The 19673-nt window shown below is 64.4% G+C and carries 21 protein-coding genes and 2 tRNA genes; 9 read left to right on the top strand and 14 right to left on the bottom strand.

Annotation, left to right across the window (positions count from 1 at the left end; all coding sequences use genetic code 11):
* Positions 1–31: 31 nt before the first annotated feature.
* Positions 32–982, bottom strand: a complete 951-nt coding sequence (locus tag D0Y85_RS09340; RefSeq protein ID WP_117310263.1) for a DMT family transporter — start codon at positions 980–982, stop codon at positions 32–34.
* A 67-nt stretch (positions 983–1049) separates the two neighbouring features.
* A complete protein-coding gene (locus tag D0Y85_RS09335) occupies positions 1050–1769 on the bottom strand; it encodes an AraC family transcriptional regulator (protein ID WP_117310262.1) in 720 nt (239 codons plus the stop codon).
* A gap of 81 nt (positions 1770–1850) precedes the next feature.
* Here D0Y85_RS09335 and D0Y85_RS09330 point away from each other — a divergent pair, with 81 nt between their 5' ends.
* A complete protein-coding gene (locus D0Y85_RS09330; RefSeq protein WP_117310261.1) occupies positions 1851–2630 on the top strand; it encodes a DUF6491 family protein in 780 nt (259 codons plus the stop codon).
* On the opposite strand, the gene D0Y85_RS09325 is transcribed toward D0Y85_RS09330, so the two are convergent.
* From D0Y85_RS09325 to D0Y85_RS09315, 3 genes are all read right to left on the bottom strand, one after another.
* The gene (locus tag D0Y85_RS09325; protein WP_117310260.1) at positions 2627–3679 is read right to left on the bottom strand and encodes a linear amide C-N hydrolase; all 1053 of its coding nucleotides are present in this window, start codon (positions 3677–3679) and stop codon (positions 2627–2629) included. The two genes, D0Y85_RS09330 and D0Y85_RS09325, sit on opposite strands and share 4 nt — an antisense overlap.
* A gap of 63 nt (positions 3680–3742) precedes the next feature.
* Positions 3743–4156, bottom strand: coding sequence for a DUF6691 family protein (locus tag D0Y85_RS09320; RefSeq protein ID WP_117310259.1), 414 nt, complete (start codon positions 4154–4156; stop codon positions 3743–3745).
* The gene (locus tag D0Y85_RS09315) at positions 4153–4590 is read right to left on the bottom strand and encodes a YeeE/YedE family protein (protein ID WP_117310258.1); all 438 of its coding nucleotides are present in this window, start codon (positions 4588–4590) and stop codon (positions 4153–4155) included. Before D0Y85_RS09315 ends, D0Y85_RS09320 begins: the two co-directional genes overlap by 4 nt.
* A gap of 117 nt (positions 4591–4707) precedes the next feature.
* On the opposite strand from D0Y85_RS09315, the gene D0Y85_RS09310 reads away from it, so the two are divergent.
* On the top strand, positions 4708–4995 hold the full coding sequence (locus D0Y85_RS09310; RefSeq protein ID WP_088100709.1) for a metalloregulator ArsR/SmtB family transcription factor: 288 nt from the start codon (positions 4708–4710) through the stop codon (positions 4993–4995).
* 3 nt (positions 4996–4998) lie between these two features.
* Here the strand turns inward: D0Y85_RS09310 and D0Y85_RS09305 are convergent, their stop codons facing one another.
* From D0Y85_RS09305 to D0Y85_RS09285, 5 genes are all read right to left on the bottom strand, one after another.
* Positions 4999–5427 carry a BLUF domain-containing protein gene (locus D0Y85_RS09305; RefSeq protein ID WP_117310257.1) on the bottom strand — a complete coding sequence of 143 codons (429 nt, stop codon included), beginning with the start codon at positions 5425–5427 and terminating at the stop codon, positions 4999–5001.
* Between the two features lie 82 nt (positions 5428–5509).
* Positions 5510–6649, bottom strand: coding sequence for a hybrid sensor histidine kinase/response regulator (locus D0Y85_RS09300; RefSeq protein WP_117310256.1), 1140 nt, complete (start codon positions 6647–6649; stop codon positions 5510–5512).
* On the bottom strand, positions 6646–7221 hold the full coding sequence (locus tag D0Y85_RS09295) for a chemotaxis protein CheB (protein WP_117310255.1): 576 nt from the start codon (positions 7219–7221) through the stop codon (positions 6646–6648). Before D0Y85_RS09295 ends, D0Y85_RS09300 begins: the two co-directional genes overlap by 4 nt.
* A complete protein-coding gene (locus tag D0Y85_RS09290; protein WP_032951761.1) occupies positions 7221–8045 on the bottom strand; it encodes a CheR family methyltransferase in 825 nt (274 codons plus the stop codon). Before D0Y85_RS09290 ends, D0Y85_RS09295 begins: the two co-directional genes overlap by 1 nt.
* A complete protein-coding gene (locus D0Y85_RS09285) occupies positions 8042–11140 on the bottom strand; it encodes a response regulator (protein WP_117310254.1) in 3099 nt (1032 codons plus the stop codon). The genes D0Y85_RS09290 and D0Y85_RS09285 overlap by 4 nt, the downstream gene beginning before the upstream one ends.
* Positions 11141–11318: 178 nt before the next feature.
* Here D0Y85_RS09285 and D0Y85_RS09280 point away from each other — a divergent pair, with 178 nt between their 5' ends.
* Both D0Y85_RS09280 and D0Y85_RS09275 read left to right on the top strand, forming a co-directional pair.
* Positions 11319–12446: a PAS domain-containing sensor histidine kinase gene (locus tag D0Y85_RS09280; RefSeq protein WP_117311892.1), complete on the top strand. Its 1128-nt coding sequence runs from the start codon at positions 11319–11321 to the stop codon at positions 12444–12446.
* Positions 12443–12802, top strand: coding sequence for a response regulator (locus D0Y85_RS09275; protein ID WP_025874874.1), 360 nt, complete (start codon positions 12443–12445; stop codon positions 12800–12802). The genes D0Y85_RS09280 and D0Y85_RS09275 overlap by 4 nt, the downstream gene beginning before the upstream one ends.
* A 409-nt stretch (positions 12803–13211) precedes the next feature.
* Here the strand turns inward: D0Y85_RS09275 and D0Y85_RS09270 are convergent, their stop codons facing one another.
* From D0Y85_RS09270 to D0Y85_RS20545, 3 genes are all read right to left on the bottom strand, one after another.
* Positions 13212–13676 (bottom strand): GNAT family N-acetyltransferase, encoded by a 465-nt coding sequence (locus D0Y85_RS09270; RefSeq protein WP_117311891.1) that lies wholly within the window; start codon positions 13674–13676, stop codon positions 13212–13214.
* A 354-nt stretch (positions 13677–14030) separates the two neighbouring features.
* Entirely contained in the window at positions 14031–14186 is a 156-nt protein-coding gene (locus D0Y85_RS20860) for a hypothetical protein (protein ID WP_240329399.1), read from the bottom strand.
* Positions 14187–15251: 1065 nt separating this feature from the next.
* Positions 15252–15366, bottom strand: a tRNA-Arg gene (locus tag D0Y85_RS20545).
* A gap of 86 nt (positions 15367–15452) precedes the next feature.
* On the opposite strand from D0Y85_RS20545, the gene D0Y85_RS09255 reads away from it, so the two are divergent.
* From D0Y85_RS09255 to D0Y85_RS09230, 5 genes are all read left to right on the top strand, one after another.
* Entirely contained in the window at positions 15453–15959 is a 507-nt protein-coding gene (locus D0Y85_RS09255; protein WP_117310253.1) for a hypothetical protein, read from the top strand.
* Positions 15956–16363 carry a hypothetical protein gene (locus tag D0Y85_RS09250; RefSeq protein ID WP_117310252.1) on the top strand — a complete coding sequence of 136 codons (408 nt, stop codon included), beginning with the start codon at positions 15956–15958 and terminating at the stop codon, positions 16361–16363. Before D0Y85_RS09255 ends, D0Y85_RS09250 begins: the two co-directional genes overlap by 4 nt.
* A 421-nt stretch (positions 16364–16784) precedes the next feature.
* On the top strand, positions 16785–17615 hold the full coding sequence (locus tag D0Y85_RS09240) for a tyrosine-type recombinase/integrase (protein ID WP_240329375.1): 831 nt from the start codon (positions 16785–16787) through the stop codon (positions 17613–17615).
* Positions 17616–17710: 95 nt separating this feature from the next.
* Positions 17711–18901, top strand: a complete 1191-nt coding sequence (locus D0Y85_RS09235; protein WP_117310250.1) for an ATP-binding protein — start codon at positions 17711–17713, stop codon at positions 18899–18901.
* Positions 18894–19391 carry a hypothetical protein gene (locus D0Y85_RS09230; RefSeq protein ID WP_162887639.1) on the top strand — a complete coding sequence of 166 codons (498 nt, stop codon included), beginning with the start codon at positions 18894–18896 and terminating at the stop codon, positions 19389–19391. Before D0Y85_RS09235 ends, D0Y85_RS09230 begins: the two co-directional genes overlap by 8 nt.
* Positions 19392–19546: 155 nt before the next feature.
* On the opposite strand, the gene D0Y85_RS09225 is transcribed toward D0Y85_RS09230, so the two are convergent.
* A tRNA-Arg gene (locus tag D0Y85_RS09225) sits at positions 19547–19623 on the bottom strand.
* Positions 19624–19673: the final 50 nt, after the last annotated feature.

Here is a 19673-nt window from a genome sequence, read left to right as displayed (position 1 = left end):
AACCGGTGAACGTCGGCCTCAATGCGTCGATTCAGCCGACATGTTCGGTGATTGCGCGCGGCGTGCGATGCGCGTGCGCGCACAACAGCACCCCGCCCACCAGCAGCATGATCGCCAACGCTTCCAGCAGACTCGGCCAGCGTCGCTGCCAGGCGAAGGCGTACAGCAGCGCGAACAGGGTCTCGAACACGATCATCTGCCCGGTCAGGGTCAGCGGCAGCAGGCGACTGGCCCGGTTCCAGAACGCATTGCCGAGGATCGAGGCGACCACCGCCACGCCGGCGCTGATGGCCCAGAAGCCACTCCACTGTGCGGCGGTGTGCGCCCCGCCTTGGCCGATGAACGCCATCGGCACCAGCAGCAGCGACAGACCACCGGTGGTGACGCCGGTCAGCAGCGACCAGTCGTGGCTGGAAAGGTCGGGCCGCCGCGACAGCCAGCGGCTGTTGCCGATGGAATACAGCGCCCAGGAGAACAACGCACCGAACGCGCACAGCAGGCCGATCAGGCGCTGCCGCCAGGGCGTGGCCAGGTGCTCGGACATCAATGCTTCCCAGCCGACCATCGCCACCCCGAGCACGCACAGCGCCAGCGCGGGCAGCAGCTGCTGCAACGGCACTGCGCCCTTCTCGCGTACCCCCACCACGGTGACCACGACCGGAATCAGGCCGACAATCAACGAAGCAGCGGCGCCACCGGCCCACTGCACCGCCGTGGCCAACAGCAGGAAGTACACCAGGTTGCCGGCCAGGCTGAGCCACAGCAGGCCGATCCACTCGGCGCGACCGAGCCTCGGCGCCAGCCGCTTCCAGCGCGGCAGCAGCAGGACCACGGCAATCAGGCCATAGACCAGATAGCGGCCGGCGGAAAGCTGCAGGGCATTGAACGTGCTCAACACGGCCGGCGCGAGGAAGACCACGCCCCACAGCGCACCGGCGGCGATGCCATTGGCGATGCCCAGAGCAATCGGGTTGTTGCGCATTGCAGGTTCACAGCGGGAACGGGCCGCGCAGTGTAAGCGGCCCCTTGCTGGCCGGTCTTGACCGAGGCTACTGCCGGTTCGCTTCCATAACGGCGGGCGCGGCTCGCCGCCATGCCGCCGGCGTCTGCCCGCATTCGCGGCGCAGCGCGCGGGTCAGTGCACTCTGCTCGGAATACCCTGCGGCCAGTGCGATATCGCTGATCGATGCCGGGCTGACCCGCAACTGGTGCTTGGCCCAGCGCAGGCGGCTGGCACTGAGCCACGCCTGCGGGCTGAGCCCGAACTCACGCCGGAACACCGCATGCAGGCGGCTTTCGCTGATGCCGACAAAGGCAGCCATGCGCGCTACCGACCACGCCTGCCCCGGCATCGCCTCGACCGCAGCGCACAGGCCCTGCAGGCGCGCACCACTACCGGCAGGTGCGAAGCTCCGCAGCAGTTCCGGCAGCAGCGCTGGCACAGGCCGGCCGGGCTGCACCTGGGCAAGCCGCTGCCGCAGCGACAGCGGCAGATGCAGCCAGCGCTGCCGGCGCAGGTGCTCCTGGGTCGCGTCATCGAGCACCCCCGGCCCGCAGTCGACAATCACGAAACCATTGGGACCCTCGGCCATCTGGTCGTGCGCTTCGCCGGCCGCCACGAATGCCCCCTGCAGCAGGTCAAGGCGACCGCCCCTGCCCTCCATCTCGAACTGCAGCTCACCCTGCAGTGGCAGCACCCACTGCGCATAGTCGTGGCGATCCAGTCCGGTGGCCTGACCGTAGTGCCGCATGTGGAAAATCGCGCCCATTCCGGCAGTGTGCGCGTGTAACACTTGCCGTGCAAACCGCTGCTATAGTCGATCCGTCATCCAACGCAGGGAGTGCAGGACATGACTTACAAGCACGCATCCATGGTGCTGGCCGCCAGCCTCGGCCTGGCCCTCGCCGCCACGGCTTCGGCCCAGCAACGCACACCACCGGCCCCGCACTGCATGGACGCTGTCGGCGTCCAGGAAGTGGAGCAGGCATCACCGCGCTCGATCGCGCTGCGTGCCGCCTCCGGCCAAGCCTATCGCATCGATTTCGCCGAGGATTGCCCCGGCGTCCGCGCAGCCACCACGTTGAAGCTGGAAGCACCCGCCGGCTGGGCCTGCGGTCGTCCCAGCGAGCGCGTGGTGGTCGATGGCCACAGCTGTGCCGTCAGTGCAGTCACCCCGGTTCATGCCCGCGACTACGCCAGCGTTGCCCGCGACAGCGATCGCCTGCGCACGGCCACCCTGCCTGCCCTGACGATCCGCCAACGCAAGGAAGTCCGCCGCGGCTTCGGCGGCTCGGCCTCGTACTGCTTCGCTACCCGCAACGTGCGTGCCTGGTCGTCCGATCCGCAGGGCATGCTGGTGGAGACCAATCCGCATCGCAATGGCGGCCATCGCTACTACCGCGTCGAACTGGGCAGCCACTGCCGCCAGCTCGACCGCGCGCCGCAGCTGAGCTTCCGCTCGGGCATGCAGAACGGCCTGATCTGCGGCAATCCCGGCGATCACGTCCTCGCCGCCGGGTTTGAAAACGGCGACCTGAGAAGCGACGGGCTGGCGCCATTGCCGCAGTACACCCGCGGCGCCTGCACGATCCAGGCGGTCTACCCGGCCTCCAGCCAAGCGTCGAACTAGTCGCTGATACCGAGGAAGGTGAACGGTGCGCTGGGCACGAAGTGCTGCAGCACATCCCCGGCAAACGTATTGCGCTGGTCACGGCCAAGATCGAGCTTGAGCACCTTGCCGCCGAAATCGACCTTGTTCAGATCGACCCAGAATGTATTCGGGGTCAGCGCCGACTCGAAGAAGTACAGGCGCCGCTTGTGGTCGGCGACCGTGCGCCAGCGGGTGGACGAGATGTTGGGCTCGCCCGGCGTGGTGATGCCGAACGGTACCGACACGTTGCGGATCACGCTGAACACACTGGCCAGCGCCTCCACCGGATCTTCCGCTTTCGGAATCGCGTTGATGTAGAACGACGCGCGCGCAAAGCGGTCGGCCGAACGGTTGGTGCCCGGCAGCATCACCGTGCCACCGATCTGCTGCCAGTAGCTGTTCAACGCCAGCTGTTGCTCGAAGATCGGCGAATTGGTCATCACCTGGTAGCGCCGATCATGGTGGATCACCTGGCGTCCGCCGATGTATTCGACGATCGCGCTGTCACCGCTGGCATCGGACAGCGACAGATGCAGCGTCGCCTGGCGGTCCTCGCCAGGCACCTTGTCGGTGACGATCGAGTACGGCTCGCGCTGCAGCGCGGTCACCGCCTCTTCCACCGTAGCGAAATTGTCCAGCACATACTGCGCCCACAACGAGATCGACAGGCCGGGTTTGCCGCTGCGCTGGGCCGGGTACTCCGACTCGACCAGCCACAGGAGGTTGGCGACCAAGCCCTTCTCGTTCATGCCATCGGTGGTGGAAATGTCATAGCCGGTGGCCACCACGCTGCCGTAGCGTGCAGTCCAGGCGATCGACCCCGGCCCCGCCTTCCCGGTGCGCGCAATGCCACGCGGTAAGACGTAGAGATTGGTCGCCACGTCCACTTTCCAGTCCATCGAGCGGGCGGTGATGACATCGCCGTTGTCGCCCAGATACACCGCGCGCGTGCAGGCCATCGCCGGCATTGCCGCCGTCGCCAGTGCCGCCGCCAGCAATGCGCCACCTTTCCATTTCATCCGTGCCATGTCGTCCTCCGTTCCCCGGGAAAGGTGATCTGAACCCCGCAACGGTGAGACGAACGTGAAGCCTCAGCGCAGCCAGCGATCATGCAGCCAGAAACCGGCAGCCATCGCTGGCACGAACCACAGGGCTTCGCGCGCGCCCACTGCCAACGCGGCCAGCGCGGGTCCTGGGCAATAGCCGACCCAGCCCCAGCCGACACCGAACAGCGCCGCACCCAGCAGCAACCGCGTGTCGACAACCTGCGCCGTCGGCAGTTCGAAACGTTCGGCGCACCATGGCCGCTGCCGCCGCCGCAGCCAGAATTGACCCAGTGCGCTGACCAGCAGCGCCGACGCCAGCACCCAGGCCAGCGTGGGATCGAAGTCGCCAGCCACATCGAGGAACCCCAGCACGCGACGCGAATCGGTCATGCCGGCCAGCGCGAGGCCGGCACCGAACAGGCCGCCGGCCCCACCTGCCGCCCACAACCTGCGGCTCATGCCAGGCCTCCGCCGTGACGTAGCAGGAACGTGGTGAGCATCGCGCAGGCCATGAACACCAGCACCGCCATCAGCGATCGCCGCGATCCGCGGGCGAGGCCACAGACACCGTGGCCGCTGGTGCAGCCGTTGCCCAGCCGCGTACCCAGGCCCACCAGGACACCGGCAGCGATCAATTGCCAGGCCGGCAGCGCGTCGCGCAGCAAGGCGCGTGGTGGTTGTCCCGCACCCGCCTGCCAGCTCAGCACCGCCGCAGCAGCCAACATCAGTCCGAGCAGGAAAGCCCAGCGCCAACCACGATCACCGCGCGGCGCGGCAGCGGCGCCGGCAGCGATACCGCTGATGCCCGCCACCCGACCGAGCGTGGCCAGCAGCAGCACCGCCGACGCACCGATCAGGCCACCGCCTGCAATTGCCGCCCATGGCAGGTTCATGCCCTGCCCCTCTGCATCGCGCGCATCGGCTTGCCCTTCAATTTAGCTTTCTCTAAATTAGACTTTCCTGAACTACCGGGTCAAGCCGTGCCCAGCATCACCACCGACAGTGCCGCGATGGCTACGCATGCCGCACAGGCGGCCGCCCTGCTGAAATCGCTGGCACACCCGGCGCGACTGCGCGTGTTGTGTCGCCTGGTGGAAGGCGAAGCACCGGTGCCGGAACTGCAGGCCCTGACTGGCCTGAGCGCATCGGCGCTGTCACAGCATCTGGCCGTGCTGCGCAATCTGGATGTGGTGGCAACGCGGCGGCAGGCACAGACACTGCACTATCGGCTGCTGGAGGGTCCGGCGCTGGGGGTGCTGCAGGCATTGCACGCGGCGTACTGCGCCCCGCAGCGTTAGCGGTCAGCCCGCGCTGAGTACCGGCCGCACGACCTCGGCCAACAGATCCACCGCCGTAAGCACGATGCTGTCACCGTTCACCGAGCGGGCGAATCCCGACCAGTCGCCTGCGGAAAGCTGGCGCAGCATCGCGGCGTCGACCGGCAGCCCGCGCATTGCCCAGTACGGAAACTGGCGCTGGCCCAGCCGGCCACGCGCCAGCTCGACGATGTCGACATGGCTGCCGGCCTGCAGGATGCGCTCATAGACCGAATCGATGCCATCAGGCGGGCCTTCGATGTACTGCAGGAAGCGTTCGCCGTCATGCAGCAGCACACCCGTCACCCCTGCCATCTTGTTGAAGCGCGCGGCATCCTCGACCAGCGTCTGCAGACGTGCGGCAGACAGATCCGGCTTGGCCTGGCTGACATAGGCGATGGCACGCAGTGGCATGGAGCTTCCTTTGCAAGAGTGGTGCCACGGTAGCAGTTGCGGACGAGCCCGTCTCAGTTCGCTCACGCGCCAGCTGAAGAATTCAGGAAACCGCCGGACTGCGCAAATCGGATCGACGCGGCAGCAGCGCCTCGAACACCACGTGCCCTGCCTCATTGCGCGCGCTCAACTGGCCACCATGGGCACGCACGAACTGGTCAACGATGTACAGCCCCAGCCCGAGCCCGTTGCTCTGGTGGAAGCTGGCCTTGAAGGGCTCGAACAGGCGCGGCAGCAACGCCTCATCGACATGGCCGGCGTTGCGTACGCGCAGCGCGACCACCCGTGCATCGCCACCATCGACCTGCACCTGCACCGTCGCGTCGGCGCCATGGGTGAGTGCGTTGCCGACCAGGTTGGCGACGATCTGCCCAAGGCGATCCATGTCGCCCTGCAGGGTCGAATCGCCACGGACATCCAGCGCGATCCGATCGCTTCGATGGCCGGCACCGGCCTCGACCAGCACCGCACGCGTCACCTCGGCCAGGTCACAGACACTGCTCTGCAGGCGTAGCCCACCGCTGCGGATCCGCGAGAAGTCCAGCAGCTGCTCGACCATGCGTGCCATCCGCAGCGTGCTGGCCTCCAGGTAGCTCAGTGTCTGCTGCGCACCGGCATTGTCGTCCGGCAGTTCCAGCGACAGCTTGTCGGCACACAGCAGGATGGCCGACAGCGGCGTGCGCAGGTCGTGGGTCAGCACCGCCGCCATGGTCTCGTTGAGCTTCAACGCGCGCTCCAGCGCTTCGTTGCGCGCCTTCAGCAGCTGCCGCTGCTGATAAAGCTCGATGAACACATTGACCTTGCTGAGGATCACCTGCGGTGCAACCGGCTTGTGCAGGAAATCCACCGCGCCGGTCTCGTAGCCCTTGAACACCCGCAACGGATCATCCGGCGAGGCGGTCAGGAAGATGATCGGCACATCCCGGCTGCGCTGCGAGCCGCGCATCAGCTCGGCCAGCATGAAACCGTCGATCTCCGGCATGTGCACGTCCAGCAGCGCCAGCGCTACCTCATGCTCCAGCAGCAGCTCCAGCGCCTGCGCGCCAGAGTCCGCCAGCAACAGGTTGACGCCCTCGCGGCGCAGCAGCGCCTGCATGGCCACCAGGTTCTGCGGCACGTCGTCGACGATCAGCAGGTTGACCGGCGCCTGCGACTGGGCAGGGTCCGGCGGCAGCAGGTTCATGCAAACAACTCCTTCAGGCGGCGGCACATCAGTTCAAGGGGCAGCACGGCGTCGGCGCCGGCATGCTGCAGGGCAGAGGCCGGCATCATCGATGCCTCGGCCTCCTCGGGGCATTGCAACCAGGCCTGGCCGCCAGCGGCGCGCACGGCGGCCACGCCATCACTGCCATCGCTGCTGGCACCGGTCAGCAGGATCGCCAGCACACCCGTGCCGAACGCGACTGCGGCCGATTCGAACAGCGGATCGATGGCCGGCCGCGAGAACAGCACCGGTTCGTCCATCGACAATGCGATGGCCTGCGTGTCCTCCACCAGCAGGTGGTAGTCCGGCGGCGCGAACGTCACCGTTCCGGCCTGCAGGGGCTGCTTGTCCTCCGCTTCGCGCAGGACCAACGTGCAGTACGGCGCCAGCACCTCGGCGATGCGGCTGGAACGGTCACGCGGCAGGTGCAGCACCACCAGCACCGGCACCGGCAGGGTGGCCGGCAACGCACCCAGCACGATCTGCAGGGCGGCCACGCCACCGGCCGATGCGCCGATCACCACCACGTCAGGGCGGAACATCGCCGCCATCAGGCCACCTTCCGGTACAGGCGGTGCTCCCGCGAACAGGCTTCGAACGCATCGTGATGGCGACCGAACTGCAGCGACTCCTTGCTGCCCAGGCCGAGGAAGCCACGATGCACCAGGGCTTCGCGGAACAGGCCCACCGCGCGATCCTGCAGGTCACGGTTGAAATAGATCAGCACGTTGCGGCACGAGACCAGGTGCACCTCCGAAAACACCGTGTCGGTGGCCAAGCTGTGGTCGGCAAACACCACGTTGCGGCGCAGCTGGCGGTCGAAGACCGCGCCGTCGTAGGCGGTGCTGTAATAGTCCGACAGTGACGCGGTGCCGCCGGCGGCAAGATAATTGCGGCTGAACTGGGCCAGGCGGTCGATGCCATAGGCACCGGCTTCGGCCGTGGCCAGTGCAGCGGGGTTGATGTCGGTGGCGTAGACGATGCTGCGCTCAAGCAGCCCCTCCTCGTGCAGCAGGATCGCCAGCGACCATACCTCCTCGCCGGTACTGCAGCCGGCCACCCACAGCTTCACCGAGGGGTAGGTGCGCAGCACCGGTACCACCTGTTCGCGCATCTGCCGGAAGTACTCCGGGTCACGGAACATCTCCGAGACCTGCACGGTGAAGAACTGCATCGCCTGGGCGAACAGCTCCGGCTCGTGCAGCAGCCGATGCTGCAGGTCCGACAGGCGCTCGCACTCGTAGCGCTGCATGGCCTGGCTGACGCGACGGCGCAGCGAGGACACCGCATAGCTGCGGAAGTCGTAGTGGTAGCGCTGGTACAGCGCTTCCAGCAGCACCTTCAGCTCCAGGTCGAACAGCGCCTGCTCGTTCATTGCCGCGAGCACCAGACCCGGCACAGCGACACCAGCTTGTCCACGTCGATGGGCTTGGCGATGTAGTCGTTGGCGCCGGCCTGCAGGCAGCGCTCACGGTCATCGGGCATGGCCTTGGCGGTCAGCGCGATGATCGGCAGGTCCTGCAGGTGGCGCTGCGCGCGGATCTCGCGCATCGCCTGCAGGCCATCCTTCTCCGGCATCATGATGTCCATCAGCACCAGGTCCACCTCGCGCTGGGCCAGGCGGTCGACGGCCTCCTGGCCGTTGCGGGCGATCTCCAGCGTCACCCCCAGCGGCTCGAGCACGCTGGACAGCGCGAAGATGTTGCGCACGTCGTCCTCGGCCAGCAGCACGGTGCGTCCGTCGAGCACGGTGTCGCGGCGGCGCGCTTCGCGCAGCAGGCGCTGCTGGTCGCTGGGCAGGTTGGCCTCCACGCTGTGCAGGAACAGCGTCACCTCGTCGAGCAGGCGCTCGGGCGAGCGCGCGCCCTTGATGATGATGCTCTTGGAGTAGCGGCGCAGGCGCTGCTCTTCTTCGCGGCTGAGGGCGCGGCCGGTGTAGACGATGACCGGCGGGAAGCCGACATCATCGTTGCCTGCCATGTGCTCGAGCAGGTCGTAGCCACTGCCGTCGGGCAGCGACAGGTCCATCACCATGCAGTCGAAGGTGACCGTGCTCAGCTGCTCCACCGCTGCGGCCAGCGTACCGACAGCCGCGATCTGCAGCTGATCGCGGCCCAGCAGCAGTTCCAGGTTGCGGCGCAGATCGTTGTCGTCCTCCACGATCAGCAGGCGCCGCACGTCGCGCTGGCTGGTCTGTTCAAGCTGTTCGATGGCAGCCACCAGGCGCTCGCGCGTGGTCGGCTTGATCGCAAAGCCGATCGCGCCCAGTTCGCGTGCCACCTGGCCGCGGTCCATGCCCGAGACCACATGCACCGGAATGTGCCGGGTGTCGGGGTTGCGCTTGAGCCGTTCGAGCACGGTCAGGCCCGAAACGTCAGGCAGGCCGATGTCCAGCAGGATGCCGTTGGGACGCAGGTCCGCCGCCAGCGCCAGCGCCTCTTCGGCCGTGGTGGCCACCACGCAGTCGAAATCAAGCTCGTGCGCCAGCGTCACCAAGGCTTCGGCGAAGACCGCATCGTCCTCCACTGCCAGGATCAAGCGGCCCGCATGACGGCGGCGGCCACGGTCATCGGCCACCGCTGCCACTGGCGCGGCACTGGACCGCTGGGCAAGGGGGGCTGCTGCCACGGTGGTGGCGGGTACCGGCTGCACGGGCACCGGCGCTGCGGCGCCTGTGGCGGCCTCGGCTGCCGGCGCGCCCTGCAGCGGCAGTTCGAGAATGAAGCAGCTGCCGCGGCCCGGCTCACTGTCCACCTGGATGTCACCGCCCATGCGCACCGCAAGGTCACGCGAAATCGACAGGCCCAGGCCGGTGCCGCCGTAACGGCGACGGGTGCTGCCATCGGCCTGGCGGAACGCTTCGAAGATCAGCTGCAGCTGGTCGCGTGCAATGCCGATGCCGCTGTCGGCCACTTCGAATCGGATCCGGCCATTGCCGCCGCTGCGAACGTGCAGGCTCACCTTGCCGTGCTCGGTGAACTTGACCGCATTGGCCAACAGGTTCTTCAGGATCTGCTGCAGGCGCTGGTTGTCGGCCACCAGTTGACTGGGGGCCAGGCCATCGGCCTCGATCTGCAGGGTCAGGCCCTTCTGCCTCGCCATCGGCTCGAAGGTCTCGCGCAGTCGCTGCAGTACGCTGTCGACCACCACCACTTCATCGGCCAGTTCAACGTGGCCCGCTTCGATGCGCGACAGGTCCAGGATGTCGTTGATCAGCGCCAGCAGGTCGTTGTTCGACGACAGGATGGCGCGGGCGTACTTGACCTGCTCGTCGCTGAGCGAGCCGTCCTTGTTGTCGGCCAGCAGCTTGGCCAGGATCAGCGAACTGTTCAGCGGGGTGCGCAGCTCGTGCGACATGTTGGCCAGGAACTCGGACTTGTAGCGCGAGGTGGCGGCCAGTTCATTGCTGTTGCGCACCAGCTGCCCCTGCGCGACCAGCAGTGCCTGCTTCTGCGCTTCCAGCTCGTGGGTGCGCTCTTCCAGCTGCACGTTGCTCTGCTCCAGCTCGGCCTGCTGCTGTTCCAGATGCGTCTGCGACTGCATCAGGCTGCGGCTCTGCTCTTCCAGTTCTTCATTGGCAACCCGCAGTTCTTCCTGCTGTGCCTGCAGTTCTTCGCCCTGGCGCTGCGACTCTTCCAGCAGCACCACCAGCTGTGCACGCAGCATCGAGGTACGCAGGGCCATGCCGATGGTCTCGGCGCAGCGCTGCAGCAGTTCGTCATCCAGCGCGCGCTGCTCACCGACAGCCGCCCGGCCCAGCTCGAGCACGCCTACGATCGCGCCGTCACTGCTGACCGGGGCGAGGATCCGTTCACGCACAGGCACGCGTCCCAGGCTGGTCTGCAGCTCCAACGGGGCCGCTTCGTCCCCCTGCAGATGCCGCGCACGCTGGTCGCGGGCCACCTGCCCTGCCACCCCTTCCTGCAGGCCCAGTGTTGCCGGGATGCCGTTGGGCAACGCCAGTCCACCAGTCAGCTGCAGGCGCCCGCCTTCCAGCCGGTAGAGCGCACCGACATCGGCACCCAGCTGGGTCGCCAGCGTCGACACCGCCGCTTCGGCGATCTGTTCCGGCCCGAGCTCGCCGCGCAGGCTGAGCGCCACTGCGTTCTCGGCCTCCTGCAGCCACAGCGCACGCATCGCCTCACGCCGGGCTTGGATGGCGCGCGAGGCGATGAGCGCGATCATCAGGAAGGCAGCGCCACCGATGGTACGGTTGACGAACGAGAATGCCGAGTTGGAACTGGCTGGGGCCACGTTGTAGCCCACCGCCAACAGCACGCAGGCAGCCGCAGCCACCACGAAAGGAACCCGGGCACTGCGCTGGAACACAGTGACGCCGATGGCCATGAAGTAGGCCAGCCACACGGCATAGCCGAGGGGCACCACCATTTCCAGCGCGGCGGTCGCCGCCACCAGCGCCGCCGACGTCATCCAGATCCAGCGGTCACGCGTAGTCGCACCAGGACGCATGCAGGTCGGTTCCAGTTTGGAAAAGGGGACTGATGTTACTCCTTGTCGCATTCAGCCGCATACGACCAATGGCACAGGCGCCCCATGCACACCCTCTTCACACTCCACTGCCTACGGTCTCGTGCCTGACAGAGGTAATACGCATTTCATCGTGGTCGCTGCCGCTTCGACGCCGTCCGTGTTGACGGACCCTTCCCGACAGCTGCGATTGCTGATCGACAGCGTGCGCGATCATGCGCTGTATCTGCTCGATCCCGACGGCATCGTCTGCAGCTGGAATCCCGGCGCCGAGCGCATCAAGGGCTATCGGTCGGAAGAAGTCATCGGCACCCACTTCGGACGCTTCTACCTGCCGGCTGATCGCGATGCTGGAGAGCCGCAGCGCCTGCTGCGGCTGGCGGCGGAATGCGGGCACCACGCCGCTGAAGGCTGGCGGGTGCGCCGTGACGGGTCGCCGTTCCGTGCCAGCGTGGTCATCGAGTCGGTGGTCGAGAACGGCGAGCTCGTAGGCTTCGTCAAGATCACCCGCGACATCACCGAACAGTGGCAGGCGCAGCGGCTGCTGCGCGATGCGCAGCGGGCGCTGCGCCAGACCCAGCAGTTCGAGACGGTCGGCCAGCTAAGCCGCGGCCTTGCCCATGAGTTCAACAACCTGCTGACCACCATCGTCAATGCGCTGGACCTGCTGTCGGCACGCATGGGCGATGACGAGCGTGCCAACACCCTGCTAACCACCGCGCAGGCGGCCAGCGATCGTGGCGCGCTGCTGACCCGGCAGCTGCTGGCCTTCAGCACCGGGCAGACCCTGATCCGCGAAACGCTGGATATCAATGCGCGCATCCGCGATTGGCTGCCGGCACTGCAGGCCACCTGCCCTGCCGGCGTCACCCTGGAAACCGCATTGACCGCTGGCCTGCCTGCGATACTCAGCGATACCGTGCAGCTGCAGACGGCGCTCGCCAATCTGGTCGGCAATGCTGTGGACGCCACGGTGGGTGGCGGCCGGGTATTGATCGCCACCGCGCTGGAGCACCGCATGGACCCCGACGCCGACACATCCCGGCAACGGACCTATGTGACGTTGAGCGTCTGCGATGAGGGCCACGGCATGGCCCCGGACATCGCCGAACGCGCGACCGAGCCTTTCTTCACCACCAAGGACATCGGCAAGGGCAGCGGCCTGGGCCTGAGCCAGGTGTTCGGATTCACCACCCAGAGCGGCGGCTTCGTAGACGTGTCCACCACGCCCGGTGTTGGCACCACGGTCAGCCTGCTGCTACCCGCCACAGAGGAACCCAACCCATGACCGATGATCCGATCCGCGTATTGATGGTGGAGGACCAGACCGATCTGCGCGAGATGATCGGCCTGGCCCTGCGCGACTTCGGCATCGACGTGGCTACCACGGCCGATGCGCAGGAAGCGGTCGCGCTGCTGCAGGGCGATACGCGTTTCGATGTGGTGTTCAGTGACATCAGCATGCCCAACGGCATGTCGGGCATCGAGCTGAGCGAGCACGTGGCACGCGACCAGCCGCAGGCGCGGATGATCCTTTCCTCCGGCTACGCACGCTCGCAATTGCCACCGCTGCCGGAGCAGGTCGAATTCCTGCCCAAGCCCTACCGGTTGCGGCAGCTGGTGGAACTGCTCAGGCAGGCATGAGTCGGCATTGCCTTGGCCTGGCATGGCCGGGCACTACCCGCGCGTATCGACCGTCGTGATTCGCCAGGCATGGCCTGGCCTTGCCTTGCCCGTTGCCCGGCTGCCGCCACTTCGATAGCCACCACCTGGTTCGTTACCGGGGCAGCGGCCACGATGGCCATCAATGGCAAGCGGGTTGCCCCGATAGGCACTACCAGGGGATGAAGAGCAGGATCAGCACGATCACCAGCACGACGGCAGCGACAGTCAGCAGCACGTTGCGCTGGCGCCAGGAAGGCTTGGGGGTGCCGGGGGTATTCATGGGGGCGCTCCTGGGCAAACCGTTGGGGGACAGCACCAGACTGCCGAGTCCGCTTGCAGCGCCGCGTGCAGGCGATGTGCACCGGAAGTGCAGGCGCTGCCGCCCCACTCAGCCTGCGAAACGCGCCATGAACAACAGTTCCGCCGTAGCGTCCCGCTCGCTCGCGACAAATCCGAGCGTGCGATACAGGGCAATCGCGGCCACATTGTCACGATACACGCGCAGGGTCAGGCGCCGCACCCTGCCCTCTTTCAGCGCCTGCCCGCTCAAGGACTGCACCAGCACACGCCCGAGGCCGCGCCCCCGCGCCTGCGGAGACACAATGATGCGACCGAGATGGGCTGTATCGGCGTCGGTCAACCAGTACTGGCCGAATCCCAGGCAGTTGTCGTGTGCGTCCAGCAATACCCAGCCTGGACGGGCCTCCAGCTGCAGGGCATGGGCCAGGCAATCCGGCGCCAACGGAAATGCGACACCGGGCCCTGCCCAGCGCCGGGTGGACACGACCGAGTCAAGCCAGCTGGCGATGCTGGCGTAGTGCAATGACTGCACGGGCTGCAGGCGCTCGGTCATGATCATGCGACGGAAGGAACGTAGGCCATGGTGAACCATCTTCGGCAGGGAATCACGCTGCGCGACATCGTTGGCATTGAAGTCATCGGGGTGCCGAATGGACGGATCTGCTTCCGCGACATGCCGATGGCTACTCCATGTCGGCCTCCAGCGGCGGCGTCCCGGCGCAGTTTGTTGAGGCCGCCCCTCGAACTGGAGGGGGAAGCGATATCACGTTCTACAGCAGGTTCCTGAAGCGTCGACAGGCTCGCTACATCGAGGCCGTCACCCAATGTGGTGTCCGCTCACAGTAACCCCAGTCGCTCAACCTCGCGAAGGTCAAAGCCCTTGCCGGGACGACTACCGCGCGCGGATTCAACCTGCGGGCACTTCGACCCCATCGGCCAAACGCTTGCGGTTGGCGAAAAGTTCCTGCTCCAGAATGTCGCCCTCGGCCTGGCTCCACCAGTGGATCTCCGCCCACACGCCCCGCTCTGCCGCGCTGGCGCCGGCTCGGAATGCGTCATCCATAACTTCGCTGCCTTCGGGCGCTTCTTGTCCGGGTCGTGGGAGTAGAGCACGGCAAACTCCTGCAGCGACAGGGTGGCGCCGATCATGCGGATCAGCTTCTGGCAGGCGGCTTCGACCTGCGCGGAACAGCACATGAGGGTGATCTGGGTTGAGCAGATGGCCACAGGATCGACGGGCGCCATTTCTCAGCGCCTCCCTGATGGCGACTGATCTACTCGGAGGACTCCACGCCTTTTCGGATCCTTGATAGACGCCAGCCGCCATGCGACCTGAAACAGCCGGTATCCCCGGTGAGTGAATACCTGAGTCCAGCCCATGCCGACGTTAGAACCGACGCGTGCCAGCCGCGCGCCTTCTGGTAAGCGTAACGATACGCCTCCATCACTGCGGCCCCTGTCGTCGCGCTGATCGACAGCTGATGGCAGCCTTGCAGCAGAGGACGGCGACATGGATCAGCGCCATCAGCGCGCCTGCGGCCAGCACAGCGCCAGCTAGTGAAACGAGCAGATTCAAAGCGGATTCCTATAAACCAATGGGGAGCAAGCACCGCCGAGCACTCGGGCATTGAGCACTCAGCAGCCCCCCTTCCGCTATGGTCCAAACATTGCCTCCGCGGCATGAATGAGACGTGAAATCGGTTGCCGATCCACCGAGCACCACGTGCACCCGATGGGTGCTGCCGAAAAGCTGGACATCGCCGGAAAGGCTTGCTGACCGTGGACGAGACCGCGCATTTCTGCGGCGTGTCCGGAAGCCACTTCACCTGGATTGGTACAAGGCGGAGCACCCGACCACGCGCGGCAAGGCCAAGAGCGAGGTTCGGTTGTTGATTGCCCGGTTTGGCCATCGCTCCATCGATACCCTGCGGCGGATGGAAATGGAGTCCTACAAAACGGACCGTCTGACCAAGGACACGGTTGCGCCGGAGACCGTATGCCAGGAAGTGCGCAGGCTGCAGGCGGCGTCCCGGCATGGCGTCAAATGGAATGAACTGGACTTCAGCCCACTGGCGGAAACCCAGGCACCGCGCGGTGTCCGTAGCGTGGCGGTGCGGTTCATTGAGTGTGGTGACCCCGGCCCGATTCGAACGGGCGACCTTCCCCTTAGGAGGGGGGCGACCCGGCTATGTATTGCAGTGCATTTGGAAAGGACTGTGCCAAGCCTGTGCCAGATCAGCGCCCTTCGAACACCCAAATGGATCGCTGTTTCTATTCACGAACCTGACTTGTAGGGTAGGATTTGCCCGATCCGCGCGAGGCAGGACAGATGACGTTACCCAATGAAATCGACGTCCCGACTCCTCAAAGCCCAGGCGGGGGTCAGACAGCCGGCCCAGAGGTCCTGGCCAGCATTGAGGCGGAGCCGTTGGCCGGTCTCCTGAACGCCGTGAACGGAATTGTTGATAGCAAACCCAAGGCATTCGGCGGGGAAGTTCCGGCGCAACTGGTGCAAGGGATGCTAATCAGCTTCCAAGATCAGCTCAGGGCCGCGAAGCAGGCCGCGACCCGGGCTCAGGCGGCCAACGAAAGGCTTCTGGAAGATCTGTCATCCGCCCGCGAGGAAAATGCGCGCCTTCGAACTGAGGTGCATGGCATGAAGAGCAACCATGCATTTTCCAGCCTAGTAATGACAGGCGCGACGATCCTAGTCGGCGTCGCCGTTGACGGGTACAAGTCCGGTTCGGAGAGGCTTGCATTCATTTGCATGGCCGTCGCCGCTGTGCTGATTGTTGGCGGATGGATGATTCCGAATCGGAAGGGGAAGGAAAAATGAGCGGGTTCGACGACATCAGCATTGTCGGCGTCTACGATGCCGGCGTCCCGAACCTCGAGCGAGTGGTGCTTCGGGCGAACTCAACCGTCAATCTCGCGTCTTACTGCCTGATCGTTGCATTTAAGGCGCAACTGAACGGCGCAAACATACCGCTGCGCGACCACTTCCTCTGGTTGGGCAACACTATGCTCAATGCCGGTGACTGGATCTTCGTGTACACGGCGCCAGGCACCGCACAGCTGACCCCAATCCACACCGCGACGGAGAGCCTGCTGTCGCTCTACTGGGGGAAGCCACAGACGATCTTCCAGGACCGCAATTTGACGGCAGGACTGATCAAAATAGAGGGCGCAACTTTTCCCAAAGAGGCACCGCAATTACCGCGACCGACGCTGGGTGATTAATCGTCAGACGGCTTAGAAGTCTGCCTGACTCTGGATGCGAATCAAAGACTTGCTTTGACTTCATTTCTGGAGCATGGGCCTGCTGGCCATTGCAGCGCAAGGGCTCGATGGCGAGTTTTCTGGAGGCTCTGCGCTCAGACGGTGCGGCCCATCTGGTGGCGCCCCGCCCTCACCCAAGCCTTCAGGGGGTCCTTCGCCCTGGGCTTCGTCACCGCTGGCGGACGGATTGGCGCCAGCGCTTCCTTGACCCGCTCCAGCTCCTTCGCCCCCGCCTAGGCCAGACGCCGGGCCTGCTGCAGCTGTTCGGGTGTCGGCGGCAGGCGGCGAGCGCTTTCGCAGGTCCATTGGGCAACCTGACGCCCGTGAGGCGGAGAGAGTACGTGCCGCGAAAGAAGCAGAACTGACCCATGGGGTCCGGATCTTGGCGCGCCTGCCCAAGGTCCGCGACTACCTGGAGTGGTATCTGGACTGGTACGAGGCCGAACACCCGACCACCATCTCGAAAGCCAGGAGTGAGGTGAAGCGCTTCATCGAGCGCTTCGGCCACCGGCCGATCGACAGCATCCGAGCGGTCGAGGTGGAGCAGTACAAGCGCGCCAGGTTGCTGGATGACAAGGCGGCAAAAGAAACTGTGGGGAAGGAGATTCGACGGCTGAAGGCGGCGTTCAACCGCGGCGTCGAATGGAAGGAGCTGGACGTGAACCCGCTCGCCTCAGTGAAGGCGCCTCGCGGCGTGCGGAGCGTGGCAGTCAAGTTCTATGACCGGGCGGCAATGCGCCGACTGTATCGGGCGAACCCTGGGCGGGCGCCTCTTTGGCTCTTCATGGCCCACACCGGGCTGCGGCGGGGCGAGATCATCGGCTTAGAAAAAAGCTCGGTCGTAGCCGGCCGGCTACTGGTGGAAAGCGACCCGGACGAGAGAGGTGAAGGCCGAACGAAGTCAGGGAAGTGGCGGGAGGTTCCCCTCAACCGGTATGCGAAGTGGGCGCTGCGTCGCCTGCCTGACCCTCTCGTCACGGTGCACAAGGATACGGTCTCAGACTGGTTCAAGAAGGATTCGCACCTCGCTGGCGTAGGCGGGCACCTGCACAGGCTACGCCATACGTTCTGCGCTCACATGGTGATGGCTGGAGTGCCACTCAGGCGAGTGCAGGTCTTAGCCGGCCATGCCGATTACGCCACCACGGAGAAGTACTACGCCCATCTCACTCCTGACGGAGACGAGCAGGCGGTGGGCAAGCTTCGGTTCTGAGGCAAGGCTCACGCTTTTTTCAACAAAAATTTGTACAATTCGCTACGTAGCACCCCGCCGCGGCAGCATGACGCAACGCGACATCTTGGATAGCCATGATCAGAAGCATTAAGTTTAAAAATTTCCAGAGCTTTCAGGACGAGACTGAATTCTCGTTTGAACTACCCAAAAACGCAGCTTCCCGAGGCTTTGAGCGAATGTCCCGCGAAGGAACTCGCGTTTCCACGGTTAGCTCTGTTTTTGGTGCAAATGCATCTGGCAAGACCGCTCTACTGAAAGTTTTTACTTTCGTCTTCTGGTTTATGCGAGATTCTTTTTCTTATGACTTCGACGGTGGAATCCCGATCCCCGCACGCATACTAAATCCAGAGCACCCAATCGAGATCGAGCTAATTTTTGACGATTATGACGGCAGCATTTGGAAGTACGAACTTCTGGCCACGGAAGAGCGAGTGCTATGGGAAGCTCTCTATAAGAAGCAATTGAAATTCAATTACATATTCAAAAGGTCTTGGAGCGAGTCTACAGGCGCATATGAGATAACCCAGCAAGGCCTTGATTTAGCGCCATCAGAGTCTCGCAAGGTCAGGCAGAATGCCTCACTTATATCGACAGCACTTCAATACAACAGTGATACGGTTGAATTCATTGGACTCATAATTGCTCTTAGCAACGTTCAGATATTTGGTCGCCCTCACTACAGTACAAACCTTGCGTATGCCAGCACCTATTTCCATGAGTTCGACGACCTAAGGAAAGAAGCGGTCAAGCTGCTTCAGTCATGGGACATTGGCCTTGAGGACATTGTCATTGAAGAAGTCCAGAGCGATGCCGACGGCAAGAAAAAGGCCCCTCTTAGGACAACGTTCAAGCACAAGCGGAGCGATGGATCGACGTTCAGCCTTCCCATTTCGCAAGAATCAAATGGCACACAGTCTGCCTTTGTTCTGCTTGCAATGCTAAAGCCAGTGCTTGCAGCTGGCGGCATAGCAATTATCGACGAAATGGAGAGCGACCTGCACCCTCACCTCCTGGAATCGCTCCTAGCGCTATTTGACTCCGAAAGAACGAACCCTCATTACAGCCAGCTAATTTTCACAAGCCACACTACCAAGGTAATGGACTTCCTGAGCAAGTCGCAGGTTTTCTTCGTGGAAAAGGAAGATTGTGTGAGCCATGCCTATCGAGGCGATCAAATCCGAGGCCTTCGAAGCGATGATAATTTGCGAGCAAAATATGAATCCGGCGCACTCGGCGGACTCCCCCAGGTAATACCCAATGCCTAGGTATGTAAAGGAAGTACGACGCACTCTTTTGATAGTTGGTGAAGGCGACGCTGAGGCGTTGCTGCTTGGAAAACTGAAGGCGACGCTAACCGCCGGAAAGCAAGGCCCTTCCGTGACAGTGCGCAACGCCAAAGGAAAAGGTGCACTGCATGTGATAAACGAAACAATCCGCCACGCGCGCCAGGGCAGCTACAACGTAAGGGCAGCGGTGTTTGACACCGACGCCTGCTGGGACGATGGAGTCGCAGCGAAAGCAAGGCGCGCCGGTGTTGTTACGGTCCCCCATGAGCCTTGCCTTGAGTCCGTCCTGCTGGCATCCGCCGGCCGCGCAATGGAGGGCTCAACTGCGGAGTTCAAAAGGCGTTTCCTGCAGGAGTTTGGATCAGAGGCGCATGAAGCAATCGCCAGCGGTGCCTACGACATAGCAAGGCTGAAGGGAGCTAACCCGCAGCTACCTTGCGTGATCACGCTGCTAGGCCTCTTCGCCTGATCTGCACCAAATAGACGCCGGGGACGGCCCTCATTGAACATTGAGGGCCTACTCTGAGTTCAAAGGCACCTGTGCCAAGTGTGCCAATTCAGCCCCAATCCACGGCTAAATGTGGCACCTAGCCATTGCTGACTTGAACCTAAGTCATTGATAAATGGTGACCCCGGCCCGATTCGAACGGGCGACCTTCCCCTTAGGAGGGGGACGCTCTATCCAGCTGAGCTACGGGGCCATTGGCAGCCGTAGAGGATACCGCGTCTGGCTGAACGGACCAAGAGGTTG

It is taken from the genome of Stenotrophomonas sp. G4 (assembly GCF_003428825.1).
Lineage (GTDB): Bacteria > Pseudomonadota > Gammaproteobacteria > Xanthomonadales > Xanthomonadaceae > Stenotrophomonas > Stenotrophomonas indicatrix.
This window is presented reverse-complemented; position numbering and strand designations above follow the sequence as displayed.